The sequence below is a fragment of the Azospirillum brasilense genome, from assembly GCF_008365405.1.
GTDB classification, from domain to species: Bacteria; Pseudomonadota; Alphaproteobacteria; order Azospirillales; family Azospirillaceae; genus Azospirillum; species Azospirillum brasilense_D.
Genome location: NZ_QOKV01000021.1, coordinates 51,871 through 76,833, shown reverse-complemented (window position 1 = coordinate 76,833; position 24,963 = coordinate 51,871). Strand labels below are relative to the sequence as shown.

Genomic DNA, 24,963 nt, shown 5'->3' with positions numbered 1-24,963 from the left:
CCGGATCGTCCTCGAACCCATGGGATTGGCACGCGGGTTGCTCTCCCTCTGTCCTGTGACGCGCCACCGGGGTCCCCGCCGGTGCGCCCTACCAGGACACGCCCCATGGCCGCACTCCAATCCGCCCGTTCGCACCGCCACCCGTTCCCGCAGCCCGCCGCGGAGGCTCCCGCAACACCGGCGGGCGTCGCGGTGACGCTGGACGGCATCACCCACCGTTTCGACGCCTCCACCGCCGTGGACAACGTGACGCTGGAGATAAAGGCGGGCGAGCTGGTGGCCCTGCTGGGGCCCTCCGGTTGCGGCAAGACCACGCTGCTGCGCATTCTCGCCGGTTTCCAGGCGCAGACGCTGGGCCGCGTCGTCATCGGCGACCGGGTGGTCGACAGCCTGCCGCCCGCCGGGCGCGGCGTCGGCATCGTCTTCCAGAACTACGCGCTGTTCCCGCACATGACCGTGGCGCAGAACGTCGCCTACGGGCTTGAGGCGCGGGGGGCCGCCCGCGACGCCGTGCGGGCGCGGGTGGAGGCCATGCTCGGTCTGGTGAAGCTGGACGCCATGCGCGACCGTTTCCCCAAGCAGCTGTCCGGCGGGCAGCAGCAGCGCGTGGCGCTGGCCCGCGCCCTGGCGATCCAGCCGAGCATCCTGCTGCTCGACGAGCCCTTTGCGGCGCTCGACAAGAATCTGCGGCTGGACATGCAGATCGAGATCAAGCAGCTCCAGCGCCGCTTCGGCATCACCACCATCATGGTCACCCACGACCAGGAGGAGGCGCTGAGCATGGCCGACCGCATCGCCGTGCTGAGCCGGGGCAAGCTGGAGCAGTTCGGCACGCCGGAAGACGTCTACGACCGTCCCGGCACCCTGTTCGTCAACGGCTTCGTCGGCAGCGCCAACCAGTTGCGGGGCCGCGTCGTCCGCGCCTCCGGCAGCGTCGCCGAGGTGGCGCTGGAGGCCGGCACCGTGCTCTCCGCCGTCACCCCGGATGCCGCGCTGGCCGCCGGTGATCCCGCCATCCTCTGCGTGCGCCCGGAGAACCTGCGGCTCGCCACCGAGGCGACGCCCCAGCAGATCGCTGGCACCGTCGAACTCGCCCTGCCGCTCGGCCCCGTGGTCGTCTACGAGGTGCGCACCGCCGACGGCGGGCAGGTGAAGGTGACCGAGCCGCGCGTGGCCGGCGCCGCTCTGCGCACCCCCGGCACGCCGGTCCGGCTGCAACCCGTCTCCCCCCAGACCTGCCGCGCCTTCGCCGTTCCGGCGGGCGCCGACAGTCGATGATCCTGCCCCCTCCCTAACCCTCCCCCTCTTCGAGGTGGAGGGAACTGCCGCCGTCCCACGGAAAAGCCCCCTCTCCCGCAAAGCGGGGGAGGGTCGGGGAGGGGGCAGAAGCTGCCGACGTCAGCGCCTATGCGCGCAAGCCCAAGTCCTCTCCCCACCCCTCCCCCTGGAGTGTCCGCCGATGACCCTCGACCGCCGCCAGATCCTCGCCGCCGGCCTCACGCTCGGCGCCATGTCCCTGTTCCCCGGCATGAGCTGGGCGCAGGCGCGCAAGCTGGTGTTCGCCACCTTCACCGGAAGCTGGGAGGAAGCCCACCGCGACGTGATCGTCCCGCATTTCCGCAAGGCCACGGGCAACGCCGACATCGCGCTGGACCCGATGCTGTCGGTGGACATGATCGCCAAGGTGTCCGCCGCCAAGGCGAACCCGCCGATCGACGTGATGCTGATGGACCCTGGCCCGCGCTTGTCGGTGATCGGCCAGGACCTAGCCGCCCCCTTCCCCGTCGCGGACAGCAAGAACTACCAGGACCTGCTGCCGGTGGCCCAGTTGCCCGAAGGGCCGGGCATCTTCTTCCAGGCGGTCGGCATCACCTACAACCCGGAGAAGGTCAAGACCCCGCCGACGAGCTGGGACGACCTGTGGAAGCCCGAATACAAGGGCCGTGTCGGCATCACCAACATGAACTCGACGCTCGGCACCGCCTTCATGGTCGAGCTGGCGAAGACCCGCGGCGGCAGCGAGAACGACATCGAGCCGGCCTTCGCCGCGCTCAAGGAGCTTCAGCCGAACCTCGGTGCCGTGGCCCCAAACCCCGGCGCGCTCGCCACCCTGTTCCAGCAGGGCCAGATCGACATCTCCCCGGGCAACTTCAACGCCATCCAGATCCTGCGCGCCCGCGGCGTGCCGGTGGAGTTCGCCAAGCCGAAGACCGGCACCATCGCCTTCCTGACCACCGCCCACATCACCAAGAACTCGCCCAACGCCAAGCTGGCGGCGGCGCTGATCGAATCCGCCATGGCGCCGGAGGTCCAGACCAAGCTGATGCAGGCGCCCTTCTACGTCATTCCGACGAATTCCAAGGTGCAGATGGACGGCGACATCGCCCGCATGATCGCCAAGGACCAGGAGGAGCTGAAGGCGTCCTTCGTGTTCCACGACTGGTCAGTGATCAACCGGAACCGCGCCGGCTGGATCGAGCGGTTCAACAAGGAAATCAAGGTGTAAGTGCGGGATACAGGCCCCCCTTACCCTAATGGCCAATCTTAGCCCTCTCCCCTCTGGGGAGAGGGTGGCCCGCAGGGCCGGTGAGGGGGGCGCGCCTTTGCCGGACGCACCGCCATGCGCAACCCCCTCACCCTAACCCTCTCCCCGGAGGGGAGAGGGGACTAAAGAATGCGATTGCCACAGGACCCCACCCCATGACCGCCATCACCGCCCCCGGCCTTGCCGGACCCGCGACCGCCGCACGGCCCCGCATCGGGCGGGAATGGACGCTGGCGCTGCCGCTGGCCGCCTTCTTCGCGGTGTTCTTCGTGACGCCGCTGCTGCTGCTGGTCGCCGTCAGCCTCTACGCCGACGCGGAGATGACGCGGTTCGGGCTGGACCAGTACATCCGCTTCTTCGGCGACAGCTTCAATCTGGCCGTGCTCGGCAGCACGCTGCTGCTGGGCGTGAAGGTCACGGCGCTGACGCTGCTGTTCGGCTATCCGCTGGCCTGGCTCTACACCCGCAGCGGGCCGCGGATGCAGTCGGCGCTGATCCTGGTCATCATCCTGCCGCTGCTGACCTCCGTCGTGGTCCGCACCTTCGCCTGGATCGTCATCCTGGGGCGCGACGGCATCGTCAACAACCTGCTGCTGTCGCTGGGTCTGGCGGAAACGCCGCTGCGCCTGCTCTACACCGAAGGCGGTCTGGTTGCCGCCCTGGTGCAGGTGCAGATGCCGCTGATGGTGCTGCCGCTCATCACCACCCTGTCGCGCCTCGACCCCAACCTGCTCGACGCCTCGGCGGCGCTGGGCGCCGGGCCGTGGCGGGGCTTCCTCAAGGTGACGCTGCCGCTGAGCCTGCCGGGAATCGTCGCCGGCTGCCTGCTGACCTACGCCGCCGCGGTCACCGCCTTCATCACCCAGTCGCTGGTCGGCGGCGGGCAGATGCTGTTCATGCCGCAGTACATCTATCAGCAGACAATCACGCTCCACAACTGGCCCTTCGCCGCCGCCATCTCCATCGTCTTCATGGTGTCGGTGCTGGGGGTCGTGATGCTGTTCAATCTGCTGGGCCGCGCCAGCAAGGGGTACGTCCATGCCTGACATGCAGCGCCCGACCCTGGGAAGCGCCTCCTTCGGCCTCGTCATGGGCACGCTCGCCGGTGCGGCGCTGCTGCTGCTGGCGGCGCCGACGCTGGTGGTGCTCGTCACCTCCTTCACCGACGGCTACTCGCTGAAGTTCCCGCCGCCGTCCTACAGCCTGCGCTGGTACGCCTCGCTGATCGACGCGTGGCAGCTCCAGGACGCCGCCCTGGTCAGCCTGAAGCTGGGCGCCGTGGTCACCGCCGTGTCGGTGGTGCTGGGCACCGCCGCCGCGCTGGCCATCGGGCGCAGCCGCCGCGCCTGGGCGCGCGGGCTGGACGCCCTGTTCATGTCGCCGCTGGTCCTGCCGGCGCTGGCCTTCGGCCTCGCCTCGCTGGTGTTCTTCAGCACGGCGGGGGTGGAGCTGTCCTTCCTGACGCTGGCGATCGGCCACATCGTGGTCAGCGTGCCCTATGTCCTGCGCACCACACTGGCGAGCCTCGCCCAGCTCGACCCGGCGCTTCTGGAAAGCTCCGAGAGCCTGGGGGCCGGGCGCCTCTACACCTTCCGCCGGGTGACCCTGCCGACCATCCGCAACGGCATCGGCGCCGGGGCCTTCATCGCCTTCATGTCGAGCTTCGACAACATCCCGGTGTCGCTGTTCATGGCCGACGCCCGCAACGAGGTGCTGCCCATCCGCATGTGGCAGATCCTGGAGAACAGCCTGGACGTCCGCGCCGCGGCGGTGTCCGGCGTGCTGATCGCCGTCACCGTCCTGGCGATGGTGGTGATGGAACGGGTCGCCGGCCTGTCGCGCCAGCTCCGCTAAAGCGGATTGCAATCCGCTTTGGACCGCGACGGCGGTCCCGGCCGCACATGCGGCCGAAGCCCGCCGGCGAGTGAGGCGATGTGAATTGAAAGCGAACGAAGTTCGCTTTCAATCACGCCCCGCGGAACAGGGAATAGCCCCAGGGGGTGAATTTCAGCGGCAGATGGTAGTGCTGATCGACGTCGGTGACGGTGAAGCGGAACGGCGCCTCCTCCAGGAAGGCCGGTTCCGCCCCTCCCGCCCCTTGCGCGCGCAGCCAGGGGCCGATGTGGAACACCGCCTCGTAGACTCCCGCCGTCACGCCCGCGCCGCCGACCACCGGATGGTCAAGCGCGCCATTGGCACACAAACGGCTTTCCGCTAGCCTGTCCCGCTGTCCGTCCCGCAAAGCATAGAGTTCCACCCGCATCCCCTCGGCGGGCACACCGCGCGCCACATCCACCGCATGCAACGAAATCCCGCCGGCCATCGGCCCGTTCCTTTCCCTGTGGAGTGCTCATGAACGTCTGGTTGCTGCCTCTGATCGCCATGGCGGCGGTTCAGGCGTTCGTCGGGCTGTGTCTCTTCGCCATCCCGGTGATCGCGCCGCAGGCGGCGCCCGACCTGGGGGTCGATCCGGGGCTTCTCGGCCTTTATACCGCGGTCGTCTTCACCGCCGCCATCCCCGCGTCGCTGGGGGCGGGCGGGCTGATCGCGCGCTGGGGGGCGATCCGCACCTGCCAAGCCTGCCTGCTCGCCGCCGCCGGGGCCGCGCTGCTGTCGGCCAGCGCCCTTCCCATCGCCTTCCTGCTGGGCGCGCTGGCGCTGGGCTTCGCCTTCGGGCCGGAGACGCCGGCCAGCACGCAGCTGCTGTCCCGGCTGACCCCGCCGGAGAAGCGGCCGCTGGTCTTCTCGCTGCGCCAGACCGGCAACCAGTTCGGCGGCATGGCCGCGGGATTCGCCGTGCCGCTGCTGGTCCTGTCCGTCGGCTGGCAGGCCAGCCTGATGGTCGTGGCGGGCGCCACCGCCCTCCTGGCGCTCGTCCTGGAGCCGCTGGCCCGCCGCCACGACGGCGACGACCGCGCCGCTCCCCGCCCCGCCGGCCGCGGCACGCTGAAGCGCGCCCTCGATCTGGTCGCCGGGGAGCCGGCGCTGCGCCGGCTGGCCATGGCGGTCTGCGCCTTCTCGGCCATGCAGCTCTGCCTGAACGGCTTCCTGGTCAGCTTCGCGGTGACCGGACTGGGCTGGAGCCTGCCGCTGGCCGGGACGGCGCTGGCGGTGGCGCAGGGCGCCGGGTTGATCGGGCGCGTCGGCTGGGGCCTCGTGGCGACGCGCTGGGCGCCGCCCCGAGTCATCCTCGCCGGGCTGGGCGTCGCCATGAGCGTGGCCGCCGCCCTCGTCGCCATCGCCTCCCCCGGCTGGCCGGTTCCCGCCTTCCTGGCCGTCTGCGCCGCCTTCGGCCTGTCGGCGAGCGGCTGGAACGGCCTGTTCGTTTCGGAGGTCGCCCGTCTCGCCCCGACGGGCCGGGCGGGCGAGGCGACGGGCGGCATGCTTGCCATCGCCTACGCCGGGCTGGTCATCGGGCCGGCGCTGTTCAGCCTGCTGGTCGCCGGGGGCTTCGGCTATTCCGCCGGCTATCTGGCCGCCGCCGCCGTCGCGCTGGCCGGCGCCGCGGCGCTGGTCGTCCCCCTGCCGCCGGCCTCCACCCCGGACCTTTCCACCGCTGCCGAGGACACCCCATGCGCATGATGAGCGCCCGTTGGATCGCCGGACAGGTCGCCGCCCGCAAGGTGAGCGCCGTCGCCCTCTACGACGACCTGCTGGAGCGGATCGCGGTGGAGAACCTGCGGCTGAACGCCATCGTCCATCTCGACCCGGCAGCCGGACGGGCGGAGGCGCGGGCCGCCGACGAGCGTGCCGCGCGGGGCGAGGCGCTGCCGTTGCTGGGCGTGCCCTTCACGGTGAAGGACAACATCTGGGTGCGCGGCCAGCCGGTCCGCCAGGGATCGCGGCTGTTCGAGGGTTTCGTGGCGCCGGAGGACGCGGTGGCGGTGGCCCGGCTGCGCGCCGCGGGCGCCGTCTTCGCGGGAATCACCAACTGCTCCGAATTCGCCTGCAAGGGGGTGACGACCAATCGCCTGCATGGCCCGACCCGGAACCCCTGGGACGTGGCGCTGACGCCCGGCGGTTCCTCGGGCGGGGCGGCCAGCGCTGTGGCGGCGGGGCTGGCGCCTTTGGCGCTCTGCACCGACGGCGGCGGCTCCACCCGCCGGCCCGCCGCCCATGTCGGGGTGGTCGGCATGAAGCCGTCGGCCGGAGTCGTCCCCCACCCCATCGGCTTCGCCGAACCGGTGTTCGGCAACTCGGTGATCGGTCAGATGGCCCGCTCCGTCGCCGACGTGGCGCTAATGCTCGACGCGCTGGCCGGGCCGGACCCGCGCGACCCGCAATCGGTGGTCCTGTCCGATTCCTTCGTCCGCGCCGCCGCCGACCCCGACCCGGCGGGCCTGCGCATCGCCTACAGCCGGCGGCTGGGGCTGGACGCCCCCGTGGACCCGGAGGTCGCGGCCTGCGTGGAGCGCGCCGTCCACCGCCTCGCCGACGCCGGGGCCATCGTCGAGGAGGCCGACCCGGTCTGGCCCGAGGGCGCCGGGGAGAACGGCCTGATGCCCCTCCAGTTCGCCGGCCTCGCCGCGCTCTACGGCGAGCGCTACCGCGCGACGCCGGATCTGTTCGATCCCGACATCGGGCAGCAGATCGACGCCGGCCTGCGGACCAGCGGCACGGAGGTCGCCCGCGCCCTGCAACTGCGGGAGGAGGCGTACCGCGCGCTGGCCGCCCTCTTCGCGCGGTACGATCTGCTGGTCTGCCCGACGACGCCGGTCACGGCATGGCCGTTCGACCGGCTCGGCCCCGCCGCCATCGAAGGACGTCCGGTGACGCCGCGCGGCCACGCGGTCTTCACGCCACTGTTCAATCACTGCTATGCGCCGGCCTGCTCGGTCCCCTGCGGTGTGACGGAGAGCGGCGGGCTTCCCGTGGGGCTCCAGATCGCCGGCCCGCGCCTGTCCGACGCGATGGTGCTGCGGCTGGCCGCCGCGGTGGAATCCACCTGCGGTTACACTGCCTTCGTATCGTAACAGCCTTTCGAAGAAAAGGAGAAGCGGCGATCGGGATAGAACGGACAGCCTGTTTCCATTACCATCGTATTCTGGCAATCTTCGCCCGAAGAAGGGTGGAGTAAGGAGATACGGGTGAAGACCAACGAGCCGGACCAGCGGCCTGGATGGTCGGCGCGTCGGTTGTCGATTCTTTTCCTTTTGGTTGCGTTACCGCTGATCGCCTTCGAGGTGTACAACATCCTTGAATTGCGCAAGTCGCGGGAAACAGAAATCCGCCTGGAGTCAATGCAGCTTTTGGATCAGGTCGAGTCCGAACAGAAGCGCATCGCCGACGACATCGAACACGTTTTGGTTGCTCTTACCGAGATGGGCATGGGGCGGCTTTCCCCGGCGGCCTGCCAGGATACGCTTCTTCGGATCAAGGCAAAGTTTCCCCCATATCTGGCGGTGAGCATCAGCAACCGGTCCGGAACCATCTGGTGCTCCACCGAACCTCGGGCACGTGGCCTGTCGGTCGCCGACCGCAGCTATTGGCAGGAGGCACTGACCACCGGAGAACAGACCAACGGGGCCACCCTGACCTCCCGCACCACGGGGCGCCCCTCCATTCCCTTCGCTCTCGCCTACAAGGACGAGAACGGAGTTCCGGCCGGGGTGGCGACGGTGCTCCTCGACACCACTTGGCTGAATCTGTTCCTTCGCGAGAAGAGTCTGCCGGACAACGCGGAGGTGGTGATCGCCGACCGCTCCGGCATCGTCCTGGCGCACCAGCCCGAAACGCCGGACACCGTCGGCCGGCCGCTGCACACGCCCTATCAGGCTCTGCTGGAACGGGGCGAGCGGCGTGTGGTCGAAACGCCCGGGCCGGAGGGCCGGATGCGGATCACGGCGGTGTCGCCGCTGGCCGCCGGCGTCCCCAACCTCTACGTCCATGTCAGCCTGGACAAGGACGAATCCATGCGGCCGGTCAACGCGGCGGCCCGGCGCACGCTCATGATCTTCGCCGGGCTTTTCCTGTTCGCCGGGCTGACCGCCGGCTGGAGCCTGTGGCGCTTCCTGCGCGCGCATGAGCTGGCGCGCAGCAACGCGTTGCGCATGGCGGCGGTGCTCGGAAGCACGGTGGATGGCGTGATCGAACTGGACCGCGATTGGCGCTTCACCTCCCTGAACGACAAGGCGGTCACCCTGATCGCCCAGGGCCGCGACCTGCGCGGACGATCGCTGTGGGATGCCTTTCCGGAGCTGGTCGACACGCCGCTGTGGCACAAGGCTCATCAGGCGATGGTCGAGCAGGTGCCCACCGACGCCGAGTTCCGAGGCATGCGCACCGGGCGTTGGTTCTGGATGCGGGCCTTTCCCAGCGCTGACGGCATGTCGGTCTATCTTCTCGACATCACCCGGCGCCGTCAGGCCGAGGACGATCTGCGCAAGAGCAAGGACCGGCTGAGCCTCGCCCTGGAATCGGCCATGGCGGGCTCCTTCGATTGGGATCTGACGACCAACAAGGGGCATTGGTCGGAGGAAACCTACCGCATCTTCGGCCTCGATCCCGCCGTGCACGAATCGACGAGCGCCGTGTGGCGGTCGGTGGTCCACCCCGACGACTTCGACATCGCCACCCTGAAGGCGCAATCGGACATCCTCTCCAAACAGCAGACCTACGTCCAGCTGGAATACCGGATCGTCCAACCGGGCGGCGCCGTCCGCTGGGTATCGTCGATCGGGCGCGTCAATTATGGTCCGGACGGCACACCGCTGCATTTCAGCGGCCTGAACCTCGACATCACCGAGCGCAAGGCGCTGGAGGAGGCGCTGCGCCGCAGCGAGGAGCGGCTGACCATCGCGCTGGCGGCATCGGAGGCCGGGATCTGGGATTTCGATCAGCGCGACCGCACGCTGGCTTGGTCGGATGGGATGTACCGGCTGTACGGCGTCACTCCGGACAGCTTCAAGCCCGGCGAGGACAGCTTCTTCGCGCTGGTGCACCCGGCGGATCGGGACTCGGTGCGCCGGTTCACGAAGGACGTGCTGGAGGCCCGGCGCTCCGACTACCGCGGGGAGTTCCGCATCCTCCATCCGCGCGACGGGGTGCGCTGGATCATGGCGATCGGGCGCCCCGTCTACGAGAATGGTCGTCTGGTCCGGCTCTGCGGGTTGAACATCGACATCACCGGGCGCAAGGCGATGGAGGAGGCCCTGCGCGACGCCAAGGCCAAGGCCGACGATGCCAACATCTCCAAGTCGAAGTTCCTGGCCGCGGCCAGCCACGACTTGCGGCAGCCGCTGCAATCCGCCCTGCTGTTCGCCGGGGTCCTCCACCATCATGTCGACCCCGACAAGGGGCGCCCCCCGCTGGCCTCGCTGGAACGCGCGCTGGAGACGCTGAAGAACCTTCTCGACAGTCTGCTCGACGTGTCCCGCTTGGATGCCGGCGTCATCACCCCGCAGATCGGCACCGTGCCCCTGTGCCCGATGCTGGAGGAGATCGAGGCCGCCTACGTCCCCATCGCCGCCAGCAAAGGGCTGGAGTTCTCAGTCGTCCAACCCGCTCCCGATCTGGCGGTGCGCAGCGACCGGCTGCTGCTCGGCCGGATGCTCCGCAATCTGGTGGAGAACGCCATCCGCTACACCGAGGCGGGCTTTGTCCGCGTGTCCTGCCAAGCCCGGAACGGCACGGTCCGCATCACCGTGCAGGACAGCGGCATCGGCATCTCGGCGGAGCAACAAACCAAAGTTTTCGAAGAGTTCCATCAGGTCGGCAACCCGGAACGCGACCGCAGCCAGGGGCTCGGCCTGGGGCTGGCCATCGTGAAGCGGCTGTCCCGGCTGCTGAACCATCCGGTATCGGTTCGCTCCGAACCGGGCCATGGCTCGGTCTTCGCCATCGAGGCGCCGCGCGCCACCGCTCCAGCCGTCCCCCTACCCGCTCCGGAAGCCGAAACCACCCCGACCGGCGACGGCCGGCTGGCCGTTCTGGTCGAGGACGACGTGATCGTCCTGATGGGTCTGCGGACCATCTTCCAGGAATGGGGATACGAGGTGGCCGTCGCCGGCTCCGCGGAACAGGCGCTGGAGCGACTGCGCGGATTGGACCGCCGCCCGGACCTGATCATCGCCGATTACCGGCTGCGCAACGGCCGGATCGGAACGGAGGCCATCGCGCAAATCCGCGGGCTGGTCGGATCGCCGGTTCCGGCGATCATCCTGACCGGCGAGATCGGCACCGACTGCGACCGCGACGCGGCGGCGCTCGGGCTGGCCGTGGTGCGCAAGCCGGTCACACCGAGGCAGCTTCAACGCGCCATCCAGGATCTTCTGAACCACGATCCGTTGAGCCGGACCGGCGACTGAGCCCCCTCCCGGCCAGGGACTGTACAGCGGACACGGCGGACAAAAAGCGGACCCGCCTTGACGGGGCAGTGGCGCTGCCCCATATTGTGCACTGCAACATAACGATAAGCCCTTTCCCGAGGGGGAGACGCCTTCTCATTCCTTTGAGGAGGTCCCTTATGAACACGCCTTCGCACTTCGCTTCCGCCCTTCCCTCCGAACGCGACCTGCAGATCATCCGCCGCAAGGCCGCGCGGATGCGTGCCGACCATCTCCGGTCCCTGCTGGGCCGGCTGGCCGCGTTTCTGAAAGGGCGGACGGCCGATCTTGATCCCCGCCGCCTGAATGGCGGCCGGGCCGCCGGCTGACGCCGGACGGGCCGCATTTTTCCCTGACACATCGGCAGTAACGCCACGCCGCGCCCGGCAGACCCGTCTGCAAAGGCGCGGCTGCTGGTCTTGCCCGGCGGCGGTCCGCGACAGCGGCGCCGCGCGGGCCGGTTGTTCATTGGTTGGAGTCTTTGACATGCAGAAACGAGCGGTCGCCCTGGGCGGCTTCGGTGGGTTCAACCTGCACGGCGCGGGCGTGCTGACGGCGCTCGACCGCCTGGAGCGGATGCCCGACCTGTTCACGGTGACCTCCGGGCAGATCGTCGTGCTGGCCGCCTGGCTGCGCGGCGAGGACGTGCGCCGCCTGCTTCTCGAACACAAGGGGGCGTCCGGTGGGCTGCTCCAGGCCTGGCAGACCGCCATGTTCGGGCACAAGGGCGTGTTCCGCCCGGTGCTGGGCGAGCACGCGCGGCGCTGGCTGGATGTTCCGCTGTCGCCCTCGGCGGTGCTGGAGCGGCTGATGCCGGCCCGCCAATACGCCCCGGTGCGCGACCGCGACACCGTGGCCGAGATCGCCCGCACCCTGAACGAGGCCGAGGTCGGCGTCGTCTTCAACACCTATGATTTCCGCTCCGGCAACGGACTGCTTCACGGCAACCCCGCCGCCCGGCGCCTGATGGCCGGGGAGGTCGGGCTTGAGGACATCACCGCGGAAGCGGTGGAAAGCGCCCTCTGGCTGTATCTCTACGGCTTCGAGGAGGCCCCCGGCGGGCTGATCGACGGTGCCTATCACCGCAGCATCATCCTGTCGGAGCTGCATGGCTTCGACGAGGTGACGGTGGCCGCTCCCTTCCCCGTCTCCTGGATCGGGCCGGTGCCGCGCAACCAGTTGGAGGTGGAGAACTGGAAGATCCGTCAGTGGTTCGCCAACTCCTACAAGGCGGAGGTCGCGCGGCTGCGCCGGGTGATCGAGCTGATGGAGCGCGGCACGCTGAACGACCCGGCCTACCGCATCCGCTCGCTGAGCGAGCTGCCGCTGCGCCGCCATTACGGCTACTTCGACTATTTCACCGAGAAGGCGGAGGTGTTCGACGACGCGCTCGCCCAGGCGCTCGACCATTTCGGCGGCGGCCCGGCGCACGAGCAGCGGCGCGCCGGCTGACCGGCCGAGGGAAAGGCCCGACGGCTCAGCCCGCGCGGGCCTCCACCAGCTTCACGCAGTCGCCCAACACGAAGCGGCTGTCCACCGCCCCCATGCCGGCCTGCGGCAGATGGGCCTCGTAGCCGGCGGTGTAGCGGGCGCCAAAGGCGAAGCTCAGCCAGGGTGACACCACGCGCATCCACAACCGGGCCGGCGAGCGCTCCGACTGGGTGTAGTCGAGGATGCGCAGCGTCCCCTCCGGCTTCAGGATGCGCCGCATCTCGCCCAGCACCGGCACCTGAAGCTCCTCCGGCAGGACGCAGAAGACGAAGGTCGCCACCACATGGTCGAAATGGCCGTCGGGGAATCCGGTGGCGGCCAGATCCATCACCCGGAACTCCACCGCCCGCCTCAGCCTGTCCGCCCGCCTGGCGGCGCGGGCCAGCATGGCCGGGCTGGCGTCCACCGCGGTCACGCGGGCGGCGGCGGGGTAGAAGGGAATGTTGCAGCCAGTGCCCGCACCGGCGTCGAGGATGCGCCCGGACAGGCCACGGAAGGTGCTTCGCCGCAGGCGCCGCTTCCACATCACCTCATAACCGAAATCCAGCGCGTCGTAGAGCGGGGCGATGCGTTCGTAAGTGCGCACATAGCCGGTCTGCATGGTTGGAGACTCCTCCGAAGCGGCCGGCTCGCACCGTGAGCGCGGAGGGCCGGAAGCGCGTTTCGCCTGTTCTTCCTTTCATAGCAGGCGAATGTGACGGATCATCGCGCCTGGGCTCCAAAGCCCGACAAACTGAATGGAGATGGCATGGATGCGCTGAACCCGGCGGCGGAGGCCCGCCGTCAGGCCGGACTGGAAATCCAGGCGCTGGCCGAGGATTTCGAACAGAGCGACGAGGCCGCCTTCCTGCGGATGCGCATCATCGGCGGGGTGGTGGCAGGGGTGGTGACGCTGGTCCTGCTGGTTCTGCTGACCGCGGGGGCGGACTGGCGCTACCTGTTCGGCTTCTGGGTGGTGATCGTCGGCTTCATTGGGATCGGCTACGCCGTGTCGGTCTACCGCCAGCGGCAGCAGACCGCGCGGCTGCGCGCCCTGGCGACCCGCTGGCTGAGCGGCGGAACCGTCCCGCCAGTTTGAGAGAAGGGTTCTGAGAGAAGGGCGGAATCAGGAGGCGCGCGAACCGCGGCGCTTGCGGCGGCGCTGGAAATTCTGGATGCGCTCGATCACTTCGCCCATGTCCGCCGCCTCCTCCACCTCGCCGAGATGCAGGAGGACGCGGATGTAGGTGTCGATCAGGCCGAGGACGGCCTCCTCGTCGGTCACGCCGTAGGCCGCCTGGCCCAGGGCATCGACGATCAGGGTCCCGCTGTCGGCCAGCGCCTCGGCCACCTCGTTGATGGCGCGATCGAGGGCGGTGTCGTCCCCGTCCGGCGCTTCCAGCACCGGGTCGAGGATGTCGGGAAAGGAAAGCCGGTCGGCGGGATAGCCAGCCATGGGCAACTCTCCAAGAAAAAACAGGGCCGTGAGCCGGCCCCTGGTGCGCGCGAACGGAGGGCGGGTGTCCCCCTTCTGGTGATTCGTGGCCCTATGAAACGTGACGGTGGGAAAGGATGGCCGCGTCAGGCGGCCATCGATTCCATGGCTTCGGCCAGGGCCTCCGCATCCTCCGCAACGGGCAGGCCCGTCCAGGGGATCAGTTCCCGCCCGGTGTTGGCGAGGCGCTTGGCCTCCATATGGCCGATCACCGCAGTGCCTTCCCGCGCGATCCGCAGGATGTCGCCGTCCTCCGGAACCAGAGCCCGCTCCACGCCGCAGGCGCGGGCGAGACGGGCGTGGGCCTCCAGATGCTCGATGGTGCCGTGCACCGGCACGGCGAAGCGCGGGCGGATCAGGTCGTACATGCGGATCAGGTCGTCCCGCTTCGGGTGGCCCGACACATGCACCGGCGCGTCGGCGGGAGTCACCACCGTCACGCCCTTGGCCTTCAGATGGTCCTGCACGTCGGCCAGCACCACCTCATTGCCGGGGATGGCGCGGGCGGAGAAGATCACCGTGTCGCCGCTTTCCAGCCACAGCTCGCGGTGGCCGTCGCGGGCCAGCCGGCTGAGCGCCGCCCGCTCCTCGCCCTGGCTGCCGGTGCACAGGAACACGAGATTCCGGCGCGGCGTCCAGGAGGCCTCCATGATGGAGATGAACTCCGGAGCCTTCTCCAGGTACCCGCTGGCGCGGGCCGCCTTCTCCATGCGCAGCATCGACCGGCCGACCAGCACCACCTTGCGGTCGTGGGCGGCCGCGGCCTCGGCCACCGCCTGCATGCGGGCGACGTTGGACGCGAAGCCGGTCACCGCGATGGCGCCCTTGCGTCCGGCGAAGGCCTCGATCAAGCCGGCGCGGGCGTCCGCCTCCGACCCCGTGGTGCCGTCGACGTTGGCGTTGGTGCTGTCGCACATCATCGCCAGGACGCCGCGGTCGCCCAGACGCTTCAGCGCGTCCAGGTCCATGGTCGGCCCGACCAGCGGGTGCGGGTCGAACTTCCAGTCGCCGGTGTGCAGGACCGTGCCGGCCTTGGTGTGGATCGCCACCGACACCGGCTCGGGGATCGAGTGGGTGACGGTGATGGTCTCGATGCCGAAGGGACCGATTTCGAAGGAGGCGCCCGGCTCGAACACCCGGATGCGGGCGTGGCGCAGGCCGCCGGACTCCTTCAGCCGTTCACGGATCACGTGCGCGGCGAAGGGAGTCGCGTAGATCGGGCATTCCAGCCCCGGCCACAGGTGGTGAATGGCGCCGATATGGTCTTCGTGAGCGTGGGTGACGACCAGCCCGACCACCTCGTCCATCCGCTCCTCGATGAAGGAGGGGTCTGCCATCAGGCTGTCGACGCCCGGCGCCTCGTCGCCCATGAAGGCGACGCCGGCGTCCACGATCAGCCATTTCCCGGCATGGCCGTAGAGGGCCATGTTCATGCCGATGCGCGAGCAGCCGCCGAGCGGGATGAACAGAATTTCGTCGTTGCCCGGCACCGGGCCGGGAACCGGCGCACCCGGCGGGCGGGTTGCCTTCGGGCGCTCGTAGGGCTTGGGGTTTTGGTTCTTCTGGAAACGCGGGCCGCCGGACTTGCCGCTGCGCACATCGCCAACAATCGTGTTCGGGCGGTTGCCGCCAAAATTCGAGTTCGGGCGGTTGCCGCCCTTGGGCGCCGCGCGGCGGCGCTTGTTATCAAACGTCATACGTCCTTCTTGCTTCACAACATCTCAGCCGGCATTCAACGCTGCCGGACGGGCGTGCATCGCGTGTCGATGCGGATCTCGGGGGTCTCCCCGGCCATCGGCAGCGCCAGGACCATGGGGATGGGTCGAGGCAGCCGGCCGAACCGGCCAGGGAGAGCAGTGTTCGAGCCAGTAATCCAGATGGCGACGCCGGTCAACCGCTGAATCACGACCCGGAAGGGGGTTCGCCGGTCGGTCACCCGAAGGTTACGGCCATCCGCCGGCGATGTTGCACATATGTTTCCTTCGCCGCGGCGTTCAAGGGGGCGCCTTCGCCTGATTCCCCGCGGCCTCCACGCGACGCGCCGGCCGAGCGCAAGAATGCTGGAATTGCGGGCGCTCGCGGCCTCCCGAGGGCGCTCCGGTTGGCTGGCCTGTGCGGGGCGCATGGCAAAGACGTGACCAATGGCATGGCAAAGCCACCGCCGGTCCGCGATCCTTCGCCGCCTCCCCTGTTGTTTGCGGACGCCCGGTGAACGGGCACCGTCCAAATGGGGAGTATCCCATGTCCGACTATGAATCCAGGTGGAGGAACGACCAGGGCACCCGCCGCGACGACGACCGGTGGGAGCGCGACCGCGAGCGCGGCGAAGGCCGTGAGTGGAGCGCCGGTTCATACCAGAACCGTGGCCAGAACCGTGGCCGTGACGAGTTCGGTCAATCGAATTGGGGCCAATCCGGGTCGGGCCAGTCCGGCCGCTCCGGCATGATGGGTGGCGGCGGCCGCCAGCCCGGATACGGCTATGAGGGCCAGGGCCGCGAAGGCTTCGACTACGGCCGCGACTATTGGCGCCAGCAGGAAGGCCGGGGCGATTACGGCCAGGGGTCCTATGGTCAGGGCTCCTATGGTCAAGGCTCCGGCAGTCGCGACTACGGCCGCGATTACGGGGCCCGCGGTTCCTACGGCCAGGGCCAACGCGACTGGCGCTCCCGCGAGGATCGTCAGAGCTATGAGGACCGTGGCGACTACGGCCAGGACTTCGGCTACCGCGGCGGCTTCGGGCGTTCCGATTACGGCAGCGGAGCCTATGGCGGCCGTGATTACGGCAGCCGCGACTATGGCGGCATGGATTACGGGTCGCGCGGCACCGGGAATCGTGACTACAGCAGCCGGGACTACGGCAACCGCGACTATGGCCGGATGGGCTATGGCGGCGGCAGCGGCTACGGCCGCAACGAGGAGCGCGGATTCTTCGAGCGGGCGGGCGACGAGATGGCCTCCTGGTTCGGCGACGAGGACGCGGAACGCCGCCGCCGCATGGACGCCCGCAACGACGATCCCGGCGCCCAGCACCACCGGGGGCGCGGCCCGCGCGGCTATACCCGCTCCGATGACCGCATCCGAGAGGATGTGAACGACCGCCTGACCGACGATCCCTACATCGACGCGTCGGAGATCGACGTGACCGTCAGCAATTGCGAGGTCACGTTGAGCGGCAGCGTGGACGACCGCCGGACCAAACGCCGCGCCGAAGACATGGCCGAGACCATCTCCGGCGTCCGCCACGTGCAGAACAACCTGCGCGTCCGCGAGCGGACGTTCGGCGGCACCGGCACCACCGCCGGAGCATCGGCCATGGCCGGGCTCGGCACCACCGGGTCATCGAACACGGGGATGAGCGGCACGGGGATGAGCGGGTCCGGAACAAGCTCCTCCGGAACCTCCGGCACGTCCGGCACCGGCATGTCCGGCACTGGGATGAGCGGAACGACGGACAGCACCAGCCGCACCAGCACCACCGGCACCACCACGGGCAGCACCAGCCGCTGACCGTGCCAAACACGCCCCTCCCGCCCCCGTCGGCGGGAGGGGTTTTCCTTGTCCGCCGTCAGTCCCCGTCCTTGCGCTGCTCCGCCGGCTTCTCCGCACGGGTCAGGTTGAAGGCGGTGTTGATGAGCGCGATGTGCGAGAAGGCCTGCGGGAAGTTGCCGACCAGCCGCTTCGCCGTCGTGTCGTACTCCTCCGACAGCAGGCCCAGATCGTTGCGCAGGGCGAGCAGCCTGTTGAACAACTCCTCGGCCTCCGCCTGACGCCCTTGCAGCACATAGACGTCGGCCAGCCAGAAGGAGCAGGCCAGGAACACCCCCTCCCCGTCGGGAAGCCCGTCGTCGGTCCTTTCCGTCCGGTAGCGCATGACGAGGCCATCCTGCATCAGTTCCTGTTCGATGGCGGCGATGGTGCCCCGGATGCGGGGATCGTCCACCGGCAGGAAGCCGAGCATCGGCAACATCAGCAGCGCCGCGTCGACGTGGCTGGCTCCGTAATATTGGACGAAACTGTTCCGCTCCTTCGAATAGCCGTTGGCGCAAACGTCCTCGCATATGGCCTGCCGCAGCGCCTTCCAGCGGTCAAGTGGCGCATCCAGGCCGAACTTTTCCGCGCTCTTCACCATGCGGTCCACGGCGACCCAGGCCATCACCTTGGAATGGGTGAAATGCCGCGCCCCGCCGCGCACCTCCCAAATGCCCTCGTCGGGCTGGTCCCACACCGATTCCATGTGGTCGAGCAAGGCGCACTGCACGTGCCAGGCTTCCGGCTGGATCTCGATGCCGCGCATCCGCGCCTGATGCGCCGCGTCCATCATCTCGCCATAGACGTCGAGCTGGAGCTGGGGGGCCGCGGCGTTGCCGACGCGGACCGGGCTCGCCCCCTCGTAGCCCGGCAACCAGGGCACTTCCCATTCCAGCAGGCGGCGCTCCCCAGCGATGCCGTACATGATCTGGATCTGCTGCGGGCTGCCGGCGATGGTGCGCAAACCCCAGTCGCGCCAGTCGCGCGCCTCCTGCAGATAGCCGGCGTTCATCAGCGCCAGCAGGGTGAGGGTGGCGTCGCGCAGCCAGCAATAGCGGTAGTCCCAGTTCCGCACCCCGCCGAGCTGTTCGGGAAGGGAGGTCGTCGGCGCCGCGACGATGCCGCCGGTGGGGCGGTAGGTCAGCGCCTTCAGCGTGACCAGCGAGCGCATCACCGCGTCCCGCCAAGGGCCGCTGTAGGCGCAACGCCCGCTCCACTCCTGCCAGAAATGGTCGGTTTCCGCCAGCGCCTGTTCGGCATCGACCGGTTGCGGCAGCGGCAAGTGCGAGGGGCAATAGGTCATCACGAAGCTGACGCTCTCGCCCTCCGCGACGGTGAAGTCGGCGACGGTGCTCAGATCCTCGCCGTGGATCGGGGCGCTGGTGTGCAGGACGACCATGTCCGGCCCGGCGATGGCGCGCAGGGTGTGCGGGCCGATCCGCGTCACCCACGGCACGACGTGCCCGTAGCCGAAGCGCAGCGTCAGGTCCATCCGCATGGCGACGCGCCCGCGCCGCCCGCGCAGGATGCGCACGATGTCGGACGCCTCGCCGCGCGGCGGCATGAAGTCGATCATGGTGACGGCACCCTCCGCCGTCTCGAAATCCGTTTCCAGGATCAGGCTGTCGCCGCGGTAACGCCGGGTCGTGCGGGCGTCGGGATCGCTCGGGCGCAGCAGCCAGCGCCCGTTCTCGGGCGTGCCCAGCAGGGCTGCGAAGCAGGCATCGGAATCGAAGCGCGGCCAACACAGCCAGTCGATGGAACCTTCGGCGGACAGAAGGGCTGCGGTCTCGCAGTCTCCCAGAAGGGCGTAATCCTCGATGCGGGAGGCCATGGCACGCTCTCGAACGATTGGGGGGTGCCTTTGGGCAACGGCCGGTGACCGCTCCGGTTCCCTCTGGTCAAGACCCGACGCCGACGAAGGTCGATCATCCGGTTTGACGATTCTGGCAGGCGGACCCGCGTGGTAGCGTTTTCGCCCGCCGCCCCGTCACCGCAGGACGATGCATCGAGGCCACCATGGAATCCGGACGCGCCAAGTCCCGGCGGCATGCCCCCCGCCCTGCCCGCCTCGCGGCGGCGGTCCTCCTTCTTGCCGGCCTTCCGCTGACGGCGGCGGGAGTGGAACCTCCCACCGTCTCCCTGCGGCCCGGCGCCGACATCCAGGCGGCGGTGGACCGCCATCCCCCTGGCACGCGCTTCCGGCTGGAAGCCGGTGTCCACCGCCTGCACTCCATCGTGCCGAAGGACCGCAACCTGTTCGAGGGCGCCCCCGGCGCGGTGCTGAGCGGAGCGCGACGGCTCACCGCCTTCGTCCGACGCGGCCCCGTCTGGGTGGCCCGCGGGCAGACGCAGGAGGGCCGGGTCAACGCAGCGGAGTTCTGCCGCTCCGGCTTTCCCCGCTGCGCCCGCCCGGAGGATCTGTTCATCGACGACGCGCCGATGCTCCATGTCGGCAGCCGGTCCGCCGTCGGTCCAGGGCGCTGGTTCTTCGACTACGACGCCGACGAAATCGTGATCGGCGACGATCCCACCGGTCGGACCGTGGAAACCAGCGTCATCCCCCGCGCCTTCGGCGGCACGGCGTCGGGCGTCGTCATCCAGGCGCTGACCATCGAGAAATACGCCGCCCCCATCCAGGCCGCCGCCGTGGACGCGGAGTTCGGCCCTGGCTGGACCGTCCGGAACACCGTCCTGCGCCTGAACCATGGCGTCGGCGTCAACGCCGGCAACGGCAGCCGCATCCTCGACAACCGCATCCTCGACAACGGCCACGCCGGCTTTTCCGGGTCGGGGACGGATTTCCTGATCGCCGGCAACGAGATCGCCCGCAACGGCTACGCCGGCGTCGATTTCCATTGGGAGGGCGGCGGCGGCAAGGTCACCGAATCCGGAGGCGGCGGGATCATCCGCGGCAACTGCGTCCACGACAATGTGGGCGCCGGGATCTGGGCCGACATCGACGTGCACCGGCTGGTGATCGAGGACAATCTGGTCTTCGGCAACGCCGACAACGGCATCACCTACGAGATCAGCTACGACGGGGTGATCCGCAACAACCGGGTCGCCGACAACGGGCAGCGCGGCCAGGGCTGGTTCTGGGGCGCCCAGATCCTGATTTCCAGCGCCCAGGGCGTGAAGGTCTACGGCAACGACGTCGATGTGCCGGGCGGCTACGGCAACGCGGTGACGGTGGTGTCCCAGGACCGCGCGCCCTACACCCCCGCCGTCGGCAACGAGATCTTCGACAACCGCATCGTCATCCGCAACGCCAACGCGCGCGTCGGCGCCGTCACCGACGTCGACGCCGACAACGCGGTGGTCGCCGCCGGCAACCGGCTTTACGGCAACCGCTATCATCTGGCGGATCCGGGAGAGCGCGTCTGGTTCTGGAACGACGCGGAGGCCGACTGGAACGCCATCCGCGCCCAGGGACAGGAGACGGGAAGCGTCGTCCACCTCGGCATTCCCCAGAAGATGGCGCTGACCTGCCCCTCCGTGGTCCACACCGATACAACGCGATGAAACACCCTCCGTCCATTCCTCCCTGAGAATAGAGATCGCTTGTCCCGACAAGCAAAGGTTTCAAGATTACTGTTACAGCTTTGAAAAAATTACTAATTTGGGGGTACTTTGCGGATATCTGCGCACAGTATTACGTTCTTGTTTGCGATTGACGGTCAAAATTGGTTGCTATGTTATAGGCCCCAAGCGGTCGCACAGACCTCTTGCAGCATCGCCTTCCCGCTTGATCCGGTTCATTTGATCGAATAGGGCCAAAGTCTTCGCTCCGGTGATATCGGCGGCGACGTTGGCGGCGATCCCGGGCGGTTCCACGGGTGGGCGTGTCCATGGCGTGTGGCTGAGGGAGATTTTGTATGTTGCCGTGCAAAGACGGAGAGCGCCTGCCCAACGCCTTCCGCCACGCCCCATCGGCCACATCCTTCACGTCCAATCACATCCTGGCGGCCACTCGCTTGACCGCCGCCCCGATGAACGACCCCGGTTCGTTCGGGTCCTATTACCGGATGTCCGGGGGGGCGCGGCCCTTGGGGGAGGGTCAGATCGTCACGGCCATCCTGCACGACGAAACGCCGCTGACGCGGGAAAGCCTGTCCACCAGCCTGAACCTGTGCGGACGGGGGGTTCGGGTTTTGACGGCGGCATCCCTGGCCGACCTGGAAAGCGTGGTGCGACGGGACGATTCACCGGACGTCGCGCTGGCCAATTTCAGCGGGCGGCTCGCCTCCGATCCGGATTTCCGGCCGAGGCTGGCCGAGCTTCTGGATGTGCTGGACGGCATCCCGCTGATCATGCTGTCGGATTCCGACGAGACGGCGACCGCGCTGGAGGCCATCCGCCAGGGCGCGCACGGCTACATCTCCACGACCGTCGGCCTGGCCATGGCGCTGGAGGCGATCCGGCTGGTCGCCGCGGGCGGTATCTTCGTTCCGGCAACCATCCTGCACCGGTTGATCCTGGGCCAGGGCACGGTGACGGATCCGGCGCTGCACGCGGCGTTATCCGTCCCGGTGCCCGTGGTCAACGGCAAGCCACACCTGGCCCAACTGACCCCGCGCCAGCTCGCCGTCCTGGAATGCCTTCAGGAGGGCAAGCCGAACAAGGTCATCGCCCACGAGTTGGGCATGCGGGAAAGCACTGTCAAAGTGCATGTGCGGAACATCCTGCGGCGGCTCGGCGCCACCAACCGGACGGAAGCGGTGTGCCGCGTCATGCGTGAGGAGAATTGAGCGCAACGCGCAGGAACGGTGCGGGTGGGTCCCGCACCGTTCCGTCACGGCACTGATCGATCAGGGCTGGTTCGTCTCCAGCACCGCGCCACGGGACAGATGGGCGTGCGCCATGAAGGCGGCTTCCGTCCGGTTGGTGGCACCCAGCTTCTTCAGCACATTGCGCACATGGGCCTTGGCGGTGTTCTCGCACATGCCCAGCATGTAGGCGATGAGCTTGTTCGACTTGCCCTCGCGCATGCAGGTCAGCACGGCCATTTCCCGCGGAGTCAGTCCGCCGATCCGGTCGGTCACCGGCACGGCGGCGCCCGGCGGCGGGGTCTGCGGAACCGCAACGCCGCCCGGCGCCGGCGCGATCAGCGATTGCAGCGACGTGGCCGGCACGAACGTGCCGCCGGCGGCGACCAGCCGGATCGCCTCCAGCATGACCCCCAGCCCGAGGCTGGGCACGATGTAGCCGCGCACGCCGAGGCGCAGGCTCTCCAGGATCATCCCGCCATCGTCGCGGTCCGAGATGATCACCAGGGGCACCGGCAGACAGGCCGATACGGCGTCACGGATGGCCGCGCACAGCACGTCGTTCAGCCCCATCTGCGCACCGATGTTGCACAACACGACCTCCGTCCGCCCGTCCCGCGCCAGGATACCGGCGGCGTCCTTCAGCGAGGCCACCGACCGCACGGTCATGTCCTGGCACAGCGTGCCGAGGCCGAGCGAAAAGCAATCCCGAGTCAGGCTGTTCGGGTCCACCAGGACCACGTCGATCCCTGGGGCGATCCCTGAGGCGATCCCTGGGGCGATCCTTACTTTCTGCTTGATTTCCGTCGTCATCCGCTCCCCCTTTCGATCAAACACCAAGTCTTCTCACCTTGTCAGACCATGGCGGCGAGCCTTTGCCCGCCACCGCCGGTGAGAGAATTTTCAATTTTCGGGTGAGTGCGTCCGCTCGCGGATACTCGGAAGGATTTCACTTTCTTCATTTTCAGCGCCTTTCCCTGCCGACCACATGGATTGTTTGTGTTGGAAGATCATCAGGAATGCTTGCGCGGTTTGCATTTGATGTTTTCAACGTTACCAGAACAGCGCGCCCGGTAAATACGCACTTCGATGCAAGGTTGTAGCGGGTCGGCGTTTTGTTCCGTACCCATTCCGGCGCCCATCGGACCGTGTTTGGCCGACGCCGTACGCCTTTGTGAGGATGGACGCGGCCCTGAACGCCTGTTCCGCCTCATCCCACAGCCGGCACGGGCAAAGCCGCCGCGCACCGCCTTCTGCTTTGCGACCGAAAGAACAGCCCCAAATGGCACAAGTCAGGGATCGGTACGCCCTGACCAATGGTAAGACGACAAGGCCAAGACATTGCGCTTCCGGATGGCGATGACCGAGACCTCTCCGGAAGACACGGAACTCCAGCGGAAACACATCAAATAGGGGGTAAAGGCAAAGTCCGACATGGTTACTTCCACGCAGGATTGACGTTGACGGCCACATGTGTGCAGCGCAGCATCAGACTGGGAAAACGGGTCGGGAGACATCCTTCATGGCATCGAGCGGGAAGCCGGTTCCATCGCCCCGCGCCGCCGCACGCGGCCCGGAAGCGGTGAACGGGCGCCGGGGCATCGCAGCCCTTCTTCTGGATGAAACCCCGCTGACCCGCGAATGCCTGTCCGCCGGCCTCAGCCTGCGCGACCCGTCCCTGACCATGCGGACCGCGGCGTCGCTGGACGAGGCGAAGGCGATGCTCGCCGGAGGTCCCCCTCCCGCCGTCGTGCTGTGCAACGTCGTCAGCCTGACCCCGCCAAACGGCAGCGTCCTGGCGACGTTGCGCGACCTCGCCGGAGCCTTTGGCGGCACGCCGCTGGTCATCCTGTCCGACGGGGAGGAGGACCTGCCGCTGGAAGCCAGCCGGCTGGGCGTGCGAGGATGCCTGCCGACCAGCGTCGGCCTCGCCGTCGCCCAGGAGGCGGTCCGTCTGGTGGCTGGCGGCGGCACCTTCTTCCCCTCTCCCTTCCTCCACCGCCTGCTGCCGCGCCGCGAGGCCATGGAGGACGACCCGCCCATGACATCCGGCGGAGCGGCGCTGACCGCGCGTCAGCGTGGCGTGCTGCAACGGCTTCGCGAAGGGAAATCGAACCGCGTCATCGCGCAGGAGTTGGGAATCAGCGAGAACACGGCGAAGGTCCATGTCCGCGGCATCCTGCGGGCGCTGGGCGCCTCCAACCGCGCCGAGGCCGTGCGCAAGGCCTGGCAATCGGCCGAACCGGCCGGTCCGCAAGCGCTCAGCCGGGATCGGAGCCTGGAAAGGGGCCGGGATCGGGACTGACCGTACCGCCGCCGTGGATGAGCCGCAAGGCGGCGATCACCTCGGCCAGCGGCATCCGGCCGCTCAACACCCCGCGCAGGCCGAGGCGCGCCGCGGCGGCGGTCACCGCCGGACCGGGCCGGTCGGCCAGGACGGCGACGGGAGGATGGGGGCCGCCGCCCGACAGCGCGTCCAGAAGCTGGGCGATGCCGCCTTTCGCCGGGTCGGCGCGCCCAATGCTCACAAGAACCACATCGGTTCCGCGCAGAGCGGCGGGAAGGTCCGCCAGCGCCGTGGCGCTGCGCCGGTGGTTGACCGCCACGTCCGGCGCAAAAGCGTTGATGGCGGCGGCGAGGCTTTCGCCGAACAGCGAACGGTCGTCGATCAGCAGAACCGTGATCGGCGCCCGCCCGCCGGTCCGTCCGTCCGGATGGGGAGAACGGGCACCGCCCCGTGCGCCGGGGGGCACACGGGGCATGAGGTCTCGTCGGTTGCCGGCCAGCGCGTCCAAGCCAATCATGGCTGCGTCTTTCGGAATCGGGAGATCC

General features: G+C 68.8%; 21 protein-coding genes. 14 read left to right on the top strand and 7 right to left on the bottom strand.

What is annotated here, in order from left to right; all coding sequences use genetic code 11:
• Window positions 1–105: 105 nt before the first annotated feature.
• The 4 genes from DS837_RS25300 (at window position 106) to DS837_RS25285 (ending at window position 4,399) form a co-directional block, all read left to right on the top strand.
• Window positions 106–1,278 (top strand): ABC transporter ATP-binding protein, encoded by a 1,173-nt coding sequence (locus DS837_RS25300; RefSeq protein ID WP_149167260.1) that lies wholly within the window; start codon window positions 106–108, stop codon window positions 1,276–1,278.
• Between the two features lie 181 nt (window positions 1,279–1,459).
• Window positions 1,460–2,506, top strand: coding sequence for an ABC transporter substrate-binding protein (locus tag DS837_RS25295; protein ID WP_149167259.1), 1,047 nt, complete (start codon window positions 1,460–1,462; stop codon window positions 2,504–2,506).
• 194 nt (window positions 2,507–2,700) lie between these two features.
• Entirely contained in the window at window positions 2,701–3,591 is an 891-nt protein-coding gene (locus DS837_RS25290) for an ABC transporter permease (RefSeq protein WP_149167258.1), read from the top strand.
• Window positions 3,584–4,399 (top strand): ABC transporter permease, encoded by an 816-nt coding sequence (locus DS837_RS25285; RefSeq protein ID WP_040136197.1) that lies wholly within the window; start codon window positions 3,584–3,586, stop codon window positions 4,397–4,399. Before DS837_RS25290 ends, DS837_RS25285 begins: the two co-directional genes overlap by 8 nt.
• 112 nt (window positions 4,400–4,511) lie before the next feature.
• Here the strand turns inward: DS837_RS25285 and DS837_RS25280 are convergent, their stop codons facing one another.
• Entirely contained in the window at window positions 4,512–4,868 is a 357-nt protein-coding gene (locus tag DS837_RS25280; RefSeq protein WP_149167257.1) for a hydroxyisourate hydrolase, read from the bottom strand.
• 29 nt (window positions 4,869–4,897) lie between these two features.
• Between DS837_RS25280 and DS837_RS25275 the strand changes: the two genes are divergently transcribed.
• The 5 genes from DS837_RS25275 (at window position 4,898) to DS837_RS25255 (ending at window position 12,321) form a co-directional block, all read left to right on the top strand.
• Entirely contained in the window at window positions 4,898–6,127 is a 1,230-nt protein-coding gene (locus tag DS837_RS25275) for an MFS transporter (RefSeq protein WP_149167256.1), read from the top strand.
• Complete coding sequence (locus DS837_RS25270; RefSeq protein WP_149167255.1) at window positions 6,118–7,518, top strand: amidase; 1,401 nt, start codon at window positions 6,118–6,120, stop codon at window positions 7,516–7,518. The genes DS837_RS25275 and DS837_RS25270 overlap by 10 nt, the downstream gene beginning before the upstream one ends.
• A 267-nt stretch (window positions 7,519–7,785) precedes the next feature.
• Window positions 7,786–10,851: a PAS domain-containing protein gene (locus DS837_RS25265; protein WP_149167254.1), complete on the top strand. Its 3,066-nt coding sequence runs from the start codon at window positions 7,786–7,788 to the stop codon at window positions 10,849–10,851.
• A 158-nt stretch (window positions 10,852–11,009) separates the two neighbouring features.
• Window positions 11,010–11,198, top strand: a complete 189-nt coding sequence (locus tag DS837_RS25260; RefSeq protein ID WP_149167253.1) for a hypothetical protein — start codon at window positions 11,010–11,012, stop codon at window positions 11,196–11,198.
• 157 nt (window positions 11,199–11,355) lie between these two features.
• On the top strand, window positions 11,356–12,321 hold the full coding sequence (locus DS837_RS25255; protein WP_149167252.1) for a hypothetical protein: 966 nt from the start codon (window positions 11,356–11,358) through the stop codon (window positions 12,319–12,321).
• Window positions 12,322–12,346: 25 nt separating this feature from the next.
• On the opposite strand, the gene DS837_RS25250 is transcribed toward DS837_RS25255, so the two are convergent.
• On the bottom strand, window positions 12,347–12,961 hold the full coding sequence (locus DS837_RS25250; protein WP_149167251.1) for a class I SAM-dependent methyltransferase: 615 nt from the start codon (window positions 12,959–12,961) through the stop codon (window positions 12,347–12,349).
• 147 nt (window positions 12,962–13,108) lie between these two features.
• On the opposite strand from DS837_RS25250, the gene DS837_RS25245 reads away from it, so the two are divergent.
• On the top strand, window positions 13,109–13,438 hold the full coding sequence (locus DS837_RS25245) for a hypothetical protein (protein ID WP_149167250.1): 330 nt from the start codon (window positions 13,109–13,111) through the stop codon (window positions 13,436–13,438).
• Between the two features lie 27 nt (window positions 13,439–13,465).
• On the opposite strand, the gene DS837_RS25240 is transcribed toward DS837_RS25245, so the two are convergent.
• Window positions 13,466–13,795 (bottom strand): hypothetical protein, encoded by a 330-nt coding sequence (locus DS837_RS25240; RefSeq protein WP_149167249.1) that lies wholly within the window; start codon window positions 13,793–13,795, stop codon window positions 13,466–13,468.
• Between the two features lie 125 nt (window positions 13,796–13,920).
• On the bottom strand, window positions 13,921–15,531 hold the full coding sequence (locus DS837_RS25235; protein ID WP_247890128.1) for a ribonuclease J: 1,611 nt from the start codon (window positions 15,529–15,531) through the stop codon (window positions 13,921–13,923).
• 544 nt (window positions 15,532–16,075) lie between these two features.
• Between DS837_RS25235 and DS837_RS25230 the strand changes: the two genes are divergently transcribed.
• Window positions 16,076–17,341 carry a BON domain-containing protein gene (locus DS837_RS25230; RefSeq protein WP_149167248.1) on the top strand — a complete coding sequence of 422 codons (1,266 nt, stop codon included), beginning with the start codon at window positions 16,076–16,078 and terminating at the stop codon, window positions 17,339–17,341.
• 58 nt (window positions 17,342–17,399) lie between these two features.
• On the opposite strand, the gene DS837_RS25225 is transcribed toward DS837_RS25230, so the two are convergent.
• Entirely contained in the window at window positions 17,400–19,196 is a 1,797-nt protein-coding gene (locus DS837_RS25225) for a glycoside hydrolase family 15 protein (RefSeq protein WP_149167247.1), read from the bottom strand.
• A gap of 185 nt (window positions 19,197–19,381) precedes the next feature.
• Between DS837_RS25225 and DS837_RS25220 the strand changes: the two genes are divergently transcribed.
• Together DS837_RS25220 and DS837_RS25215 are read left to right on the top strand one after the other, a co-directional pair.
• A complete protein-coding gene (locus tag DS837_RS25220; RefSeq protein ID WP_247890127.1) occupies window positions 19,382–20,887 on the top strand; it encodes a right-handed parallel beta-helix repeat-containing protein in 1,506 nt (501 codons plus the stop codon).
• Window positions 20,888–21,240: 353 nt separating this feature from the next.
• On the top strand, window positions 21,241–22,113 hold the full coding sequence (locus tag DS837_RS25215) for a response regulator transcription factor (protein ID WP_149167246.1): 873 nt from the start codon (window positions 21,241–21,243) through the stop codon (window positions 22,111–22,113).
• 60 nt (window positions 22,114–22,173) lie between these two features.
• On the opposite strand, the gene DS837_RS25210 is transcribed toward DS837_RS25215, so the two are convergent.
• A complete protein-coding gene (locus tag DS837_RS25210) occupies window positions 22,174–22,944 on the bottom strand; it encodes a response regulator transcription factor (protein ID WP_149167245.1) in 771 nt (256 codons plus the stop codon).
• Window positions 22,945–23,653: 709 nt separating this feature from the next.
• Here DS837_RS25210 and DS837_RS25205 point away from each other — a divergent pair.
• Entirely contained in the window at window positions 23,654–24,436 is a 783-nt protein-coding gene (locus DS837_RS25205; RefSeq protein ID WP_149167244.1) for a response regulator transcription factor, read from the top strand.
• Here DS837_RS25205 and DS837_RS25200 read toward each other — a convergent pair.
• The gene (locus tag DS837_RS25200; protein ID WP_247890126.1) at window positions 24,393–24,893 is read right to left on the bottom strand and encodes a helix-turn-helix domain-containing protein; all 501 of its coding nucleotides are present in this window, start codon (window positions 24,891–24,893) and stop codon (window positions 24,393–24,395) included. The genes DS837_RS25205 and DS837_RS25200 overlap by 44 nt on opposite strands.
• Window positions 24,894–24,963 lie beyond the last annotated feature (70 nt).